This window comes from Pseudoalteromonas sp. SG41-1 (assembly GCF_014164575.1).
GTDB classification, from domain to species: domain Bacteria; phylum Pseudomonadota; class Gammaproteobacteria; order Enterobacterales; family Alteromonadaceae; genus Pseudoalteromonas; species Pseudoalteromonas rhizosphaerae.
On sequence record NZ_JACJFL010000085.1, the window covers coordinates 1 to 6,460 of the forward strand.

Consider the following 6,460-nt stretch of genomic DNA (forward strand, 5'->3'; position numbering starts at 1 on the left):
GGTTCTAGGTTCTAGGTTCTAGGTTCTAGGTTCTAGGTTCTAGGTTAAAAAATAAAACCGCACAACAATAAGTTAGTGCGGTTTTTTATTTCAATAAACGCTATTTAAATAAGATTATTTACAAACATCTGCAACAGCATTTGCAAAGTAATCGATATTAGCTTGACTGATACCCGCTACGTTAACGCGGCTTGAACCAACAATGTAGATACCGTATTCTTTTTGCAGGCGCTCAATTTGTTCTTTATTAATACCTAAGAAAGAAAACATACCGTGTTGACGGTCAATAAATGAGAAGTCTTGAGCAATCTCTTTTGCCGCTAGACTGTCTTTGATCAAAGTACGTAGGCCATTGATACGGTTACGCATTTCATCAAGTTCACTGTGCCATTGTTGTGTCAGTTCTGTACTGCTTAAAATGGTATTTACAATGTCAGCACCGTGCGCAGGTGGCATTGAATAAATGCTACGTACCACACTTAACATAACAGAGTTTGAAATGTCTGCTGTTGCACTGTCTTTAGCAATAATTGAACATGCACCAATACGCTCGCGGTATAAACCAAAGTTTTTCGAACATGAAGAACAAATGATTAACTCATCAACTGCATTGGCTAAAATACGTAAACCATTTGCATCTTCTTCAAGGCTTGAACCAAAACCTTGGTATGCAATATCAACCAGCGGTGTAAAGCCAACATCTTTTGCCAGTTCAGCAACCGTGTTCCACTGTGCTTCGTTTAAGTCCATACCACTTGGATTATGACAACATGCGTGCAGTAATACCACATCACCTTTTGGCACTTGGGTAAGGGTTTCGATCATTTCATCAAATAATAAGTCTTTGTTTTCATAATCGTAGTACGGGTATTCTTTAACTGTTAGGCCAGCGGCTTCAAACAAGCTAATGTGGTTTGCCCAAGTAGGATTAGTAACCCATACTGTCGCACCTGGATTACAGCGAACTATAAATTCAGCTGCAACTCGCAGTGCACCTGTACCGCCTGGAGCTTGTGCTGTACGAACACGATTAGCTAATAACGCTTGGTGCTCACCTAATAATAGGTTTTCCATTTTTTGGCAGTAATCTAAGTTACCCGCCAAACCAATGTATGATTTGCTAGTTTCGTTTTCAAGACGAAACGCTTCAGCTTTTTTAACTGCTTTTAATACCGGCGTATTACCGAATTCATCTTTATAAACACCAACCCCTAAGTCAATCTTATTTGGGTTAGTATCTTGCTTATAGGCCGCCATAAGGCCAAGAATAGGATCAGTGGGTAATGGTTTTAATACTGAGAACATTGACTATCTCTTTCATTATTTAGGGGTTAGCTGTTGCACTTAGCTTAACATAAAAGCTCACTAGATTGACTAGTGTTATTTACACTAAAAAGTGAGGAATTTTAATACAGCACGCAATTAATAGCGCTAATGTTTGCTGGTTGAAAAAATCGTTATTAAAGGCTTCGCCATCAACAATACCAACGCAGCGATTAGCACTGTCAAAAAGCGGTAAACAGGCTTCTGATTTTACTTTAGGGTCACAGGTATAATATTCACCACCCGCAGCCAAATACTGCTCAACGTTGTTGATCACTCGCCCTTTACTACTCAGTGCCACCTGCACATTATTACTACCAGCAGCAAATGCTTCAGTAAGCGGAAAAAGCGGTCGGCTTGGCGCGCCAAAGTAAGTCAGTTTAAGTAATTGCTGACCCTCAGGTGTTGCTGTACTTTGGTAAATGCCGTACCAATCAACCTTAGTTTGCGCTACAACGTAATCAACAATTAGTTGTAATTGAGCAAGCTTTTGCGTGGTGTGCTGATCTTGCGGTAAAAAATCAGTGAGTTTAAACGGCTCATCTTGTAAATAGCCAAATAAACTGCACGCCCCGCCTTCACCCAGTTCTGGTATTTGATATTGCCAGCGTACCTCAGGAAGCGACTGATTTGATAAATAGCTTTCGAGCTTAGTAAGCTCAGCAGAGACTAACTGAGCAGGCACATCTAACTGCGCAAGAGATAAATAAGAAGAAACCATTTAGCCATCCAAACATCTAAAAAACGAATCATAGCATGGCTAAACAACCACGACTAGCTTTGTTGCTGCGCTAATCGATAACACATTTCAATTTGATTACCCGATGAGTTATAAGTCACCTGCTCTGCTATTTCTTCTAATATAGATAGCCCACGACCGTGCTCGCGATTATTACTGTTAGCATTACTGTCGGTGTTTGCAAAACCATTGCCTGAATCGCAAATTGTAAAATAAAGGCTCAATGTATCAGGACAATAACGTATATCTACAATGATCAATGCATCAACGAGTTTGGCTAATGTTGCCTCTCGAAGTTGATAATACTCAATAAAACCATCCTCTTTATTTTTAATAGCTGAATCGAGCCCTAATACACCGTGATCAAGTGCATTATTATATGCCTCAGAGAGCAGTAAAAAAATATCAGAGCGGTGCTCTTTTAGCCCGCCAACTTGGGTGATCACTTCGACGATTTCAAGCACTGGATCGGTTTGTTTTATTTGCTGTGAATTAAGCGTTAAAGAAAAATTGAACGGTAATCGAGAGTAAGCGGCTTGCTCTTCAGCCGCAGCAGGAACCGCCACACAGTTAAAAAGCACTAAACTAAGGTCGTCCTGTTGTTTACTGCCATGAGCAAACTTGGTAACTTGATTGATCACATCTTTACAGCTGACTTGGGGCTTGCTTGCAAGCGCCTTTATAAAGCGTTGCTCTGAAAAAAATTCATCGTCTGCATTGGTAGTTTCTATAATACCGTCGGTGGCCAGTGCCAAACGCATACTGCTATCGACTTCAAAATGAATTAATTCACGCTCAAATTCATCGCCTTCTAAAATCCCTAAAGCCATGTGCTGTGACTCTAAGGTTTTTAATACGCTTCCTTGTTGATCAATTAAATAAGCGTCAGGCAAGCCACCAAGCCAAGCAGAAACACTTTTCCCGGAGCTACTTAACTCAATAATTGTCGCGGCACAAAACATATGCCCGGGCAATAATTGTACTAATACGGCATTAACTTCTGCGGCAATATCACTGACCGCCATGCCTTTATTAACCATAGTGTAAAACACTTTCGACGCCGGCAATGCCCCTACCGCAGCCGCTAAGCCATGGCCGGTAAAATCCCCCAGCATACAATACAAACTACCAATTGGACTTTGCCCAACCAAACACATATCACCATTAAACATAGAAGCCGGTGAAAGATGAAAATCAATGTTGTTGGTAAACTTATGTTGGTTTTCTAAGGCATTATTAAAAATATGCTCAACGATTTCGTGCTCGCGCTCGGTTTGATTGTAATGATATTCTAATAATTTATTTTGTTCGTGGGTTTTTAAACTCAGCTTGCGGGTGCGGCTATGAGCTTTTATTTTCGCGGTTAAAATTACTTTATCAAACGGTTTATGAATAAAGTCATCACCACCGACCTCTAAACAACGTTCAAAACTGTTTTGATCTTCCAAAGAGGTTATAAAAATAATTGGTAGGTGAACATCGTTGTATAACAGCTTAATTTTTGTCGCTGTTTCATAGCCATCCATTACTGGCATTATTACATCGAGTAGCACAATATCAATGCTTTGCTGTGCTAATATTGCTAATGCTTCAACACCGTTAGCGGCAGTTGATACCTCGTAATTTTGTTGCACCAGCATTACTTTCAAAAGCGTACAATTAAGTGGCTGATCATCAACAACGAGAATATGCATTAATCAATATCAAACTTTTTATCAAAACGTGATATTTGCAGGATTTTTTTCAGTTGCGGCTGACAATTACTGATTTGAATTGCATCAACTGAGGTACCCAAGGTCTTTTTCATATTCAGTAACATACCAAGGGCGGAGCTATCCATGTAATCTGTTTCTCGCAAGTCAATTACGACCTTAGCGGTTTTTTCATTGATATCGGAATACGACTGTCGAAATGACTGCACTAAATTAAAGTCGAACTTCCCTTTAATTTGAATAGTCAGTGTAGCACCATCTGCTGATGCACTCTTACTTAGACCCATTAGTTAACTCCTGCTCAGATTATCCATTCTTAATTAGTATTAAATATAACTTGTTAATGATAAATCACCAAAAATAAAACACCCTATGCACAAATTTGTTTTAGATTTGATATTATCTAGGCCATTGTTTATTTAACTTTTTAAATGCAGGTTAAGCATGAGTGATAGTAATCTCGTTTATTCAACCGAAACAGGCCGTATCAGCCAACCAAAACCAAGCACAGAAGTGGCTAGTAAAGTATTTAAAGACGGCGCCCTGCGCATCGAACGCCAAACCAAAGGCCGTAAAGGTAAAGGTGTTATGTTGGTAACTGGTATTGACAGCGAGCAACACGATTTAAAAAAACTCGCCAAAACCATTAAAAGTAAAATGGGCCAAGGCGGCGCGGTAAAAGACGGCATCATTGAAGTACAAGGCGACGACCGCGAAAAACTCAAAGCCATCCTCGAAGCACTCAAATTCAAAGTGAAAATTGCCGGAGGGTGAGCCGCCGGCTTGCCTATAAAAAGCAGAGACTTGATGACCTAATTGCATATCTGTACTTTCTTAATTTATGATCAATGTATTGTAATACAAAGAAAAACATTGGAGATAAAATTGTCTACCCACACAAAGAGAAGCTTAAATGATATTAGATAATCTACCCAATAAAAAACTAGTCTCTGCTCTAAAAGCTAGTGCAGCTTTGGATATAGAGCTTTGTAAAGACGAATACCTAAGGTGCTTTTCTTACAAAGCTAATTGGGCGCCAGGGATAGACGTTGCTTCATATGAAAATGGTGGTGGTGATGAAATCGTCATTGTCATAAAAGGTGATGCTATTTTAATTAAAGGCTTCGATCATGAATCAGAAGTTAGTCCTCATGCTCAAGAAGAGTTTAGAATTTGGCCAGGGATGTATGAAGGGGCTCCTGAAGAACTGCTCGGCGTTTTAGATAACGATTTCTTCGAAATAGCTCATGTGACCTTTTGTTTTTGGCGTACTTCCAACTCAGGGTCATGGCAACAAGGAACTGTTAATTTCCAAAACAATGAAGATAACGGAGCTAGTTGGCTGCTCCCTGCAATCACTATAACTCCAGAATATTTTATTGAGTATGCGAAGGATTACTACCAAGATGACTTTAATAAAATAACACCAGCTAGGGTACACCAAGTATTCAGCGAATATGAATAGCACAAAACTTTATCGGTGCTGTTGATACAATAAAACAAAGTAACAAAGTAATAAAGTAGCGTGGTAACTTGCTTCGCTTGTTCCTCGCGATTTAGCCACTCTCATTTTACCGCCAACTGCAGCGTTAATTTAACTGGAGCAACACTCAATTATGGATGATGTATCGAAGCAATTTAAACCAGTAAAAAAACGGTTTTTCTCATATTACTATTAACTGTTGTATGCTTTTCAAGTGGCTTTATTCTTCAATATTTTGATATTAAGTTTCTAAATCCTTTTTATGGTGCATTAATCGGAGTGCTCATATTTAACGTTGGTATTTGGTTGTATTACAGGTGTCCAAAATGTAACTCTATTCCATTTGCATCAGGTAGTGAAGGCGTAGAAATCAGACCTAAACTCTGCCATAAATGTGGTGCTAAATTCAGGTCAAAATAAACTAATAGATAGCAGCAAAGCCAAAGGGACTAATGCGGAGCAATAAAAGACGGCATCATCGAAATACAAGGCGACGACCGCGAAAAACTCAAAGCTATACAAAAAGCACTTAAATTCAAAGTAAAAATTGCCGTGGGGGGAATCCCGGTTTTATGGTGTGTGGTACTTAGTCGTATGTAGTGGTATTTAATTAGTTGTCCGTGACGATCTGAGCGGCGGGATTAAGCGTGAAGCGGACAGTTAAGAATTTTGATATCTGAAGTCAAGATTTGTTGGCGAACTATACTTAATGTACTGAAACCCAACAATGGCAGATGCTGTATGGCTTAAAAGCAGTTTCAAAATGTATTACGTCACGTTATTAACTTAAACTACTCCCAACTAAAAAACTCCGTCATGAAGTTGAATCTAATATTGCTAATAACCAACTGGGTCAAGCCATTGCTGACCATGAAGAAACAATATCTCATTGTCCACATTGCGATTCACACGAATTAGATACTGACTATATTGAGAATTATCTGAGTTGGTTTAGAACCATGGAAGATAACACGGAATTCTCAGATCAAACATGGATAAAAGAGGCTTTATAAAATGAATTCTCGCCTAGCCACACTTAACTACAACATAGCCATATATAAACAGTCGTTGTATCTGGTTTTTTTCAACAACTCGCGGGATTATTTCTTGTATTTTACAACAACAAAAAAACAACAAATATAAATCCCTTGATTTACATTTAGATACAGAGTTAGACTGAAAGTATTAAAAAACTCAAAGGAT

General features: G+C 38.9%; 6 protein-coding genes. 2 read left to right on the forward strand and 4 right to left on the reverse strand.

Annotation, left to right across the window (positions count from 1 at the left end; translation table 11 throughout):
- Positions 1–114: 114 nt before the first annotated feature.
- The 4 genes from H5203_RS22115 to H5203_RS22130 form a co-directional block, all read right to left on the reverse strand.
- Positions 115–1,305, reverse strand: coding sequence for an amino acid aminotransferase (locus tag H5203_RS22115; RefSeq protein WP_149983417.1), 1,191 nt, complete (start codon positions 1,303–1,305; stop codon positions 115–117).
- 79 nt (positions 1,306–1,384) lie between these two features.
- Positions 1,385–2,044 carry a histidine kinase gene (locus H5203_RS22120; RefSeq protein ID WP_182731054.1) on the reverse strand — a complete coding sequence of 220 codons (660 nt, stop codon included), beginning with the start codon at positions 2,042–2,044 and terminating at the stop codon, positions 1,385–1,387.
- Positions 2,045–2,097: 53 nt separating this feature from the next.
- On the reverse strand, positions 2,098–3,756 hold the full coding sequence (locus H5203_RS22125; protein WP_182820341.1) for a fused response regulator/phosphatase: 1,659 nt from the start codon (positions 3,754–3,756) through the stop codon (positions 2,098–2,100).
- Positions 3,756–4,061, reverse strand: coding sequence for an STAS domain-containing protein (locus tag H5203_RS22130; protein WP_145240332.1), 306 nt, complete (start codon positions 4,059–4,061; stop codon positions 3,756–3,758). The genes H5203_RS22125 and H5203_RS22130 overlap by 1 nt, the downstream gene beginning before the upstream one ends.
- 157 nt (positions 4,062–4,218) lie before the next feature.
- Here H5203_RS22130 and H5203_RS22135 point away from each other — a divergent pair, with 157 nt between their 5' ends.
- Positions 4,219–4,548: a stress response translation initiation inhibitor YciH gene (locus H5203_RS22135; protein ID WP_145240330.1), complete on the forward strand. Its 330-nt coding sequence runs from the start codon at positions 4,219–4,221 to the stop codon at positions 4,546–4,548.
- Positions 4,549–4,687: 139 nt separating this feature from the next.
- The gene (locus tag H5203_RS22140; RefSeq protein ID WP_182759238.1) at positions 4,688–5,239 is read left to right on the forward strand and encodes a hypothetical protein; all 552 of its coding nucleotides are present in this window, start codon (positions 4,688–4,690) and stop codon (positions 5,237–5,239) included.
- The last annotated feature ends 1,221 nt before the right edge of the window (positions 5,240–6,460 follow it).

Coding starts and splice junctions, on each gene's coding strand:
- H5203_RS22135 (WP_145240330.1), top strand. CDS start 4,219: ATGAGTGATAGTAATCTCGTTTATTCAACCGAAACAGGCCGTATCAGC.
- H5203_RS22120 (WP_182731054.1), bottom strand. CDS start 2,044: ATGGTTTCTTCTTATTTATCTCTTGCGCAGTTAGATGTGCCTGCTCAG.
- H5203_RS22115 (WP_149983417.1), bottom strand. CDS start 1,305: ATGTTCTCAGTATTAAAACCATTACCCACTGATCCTATTCTTGGCCTT.
- H5203_RS22140 (WP_182759238.1), top strand. CDS start 4,688: ATGATATTAGATAATCTACCCAATAAAAAACTAGTCTCTGCTCTAAAA.
- H5203_RS22125 (WP_182820341.1), bottom strand. CDS start 3,756: ATGCATATTCTCGTTGTTGATGATCAGCCACTTAATTGTACGCTTTTG.
- H5203_RS22130 (WP_145240332.1), bottom strand. CDS start 4,061: ATGGGTCTAAGTAAGAGTGCATCAGCAGATGGTGCTACACTGACTATT.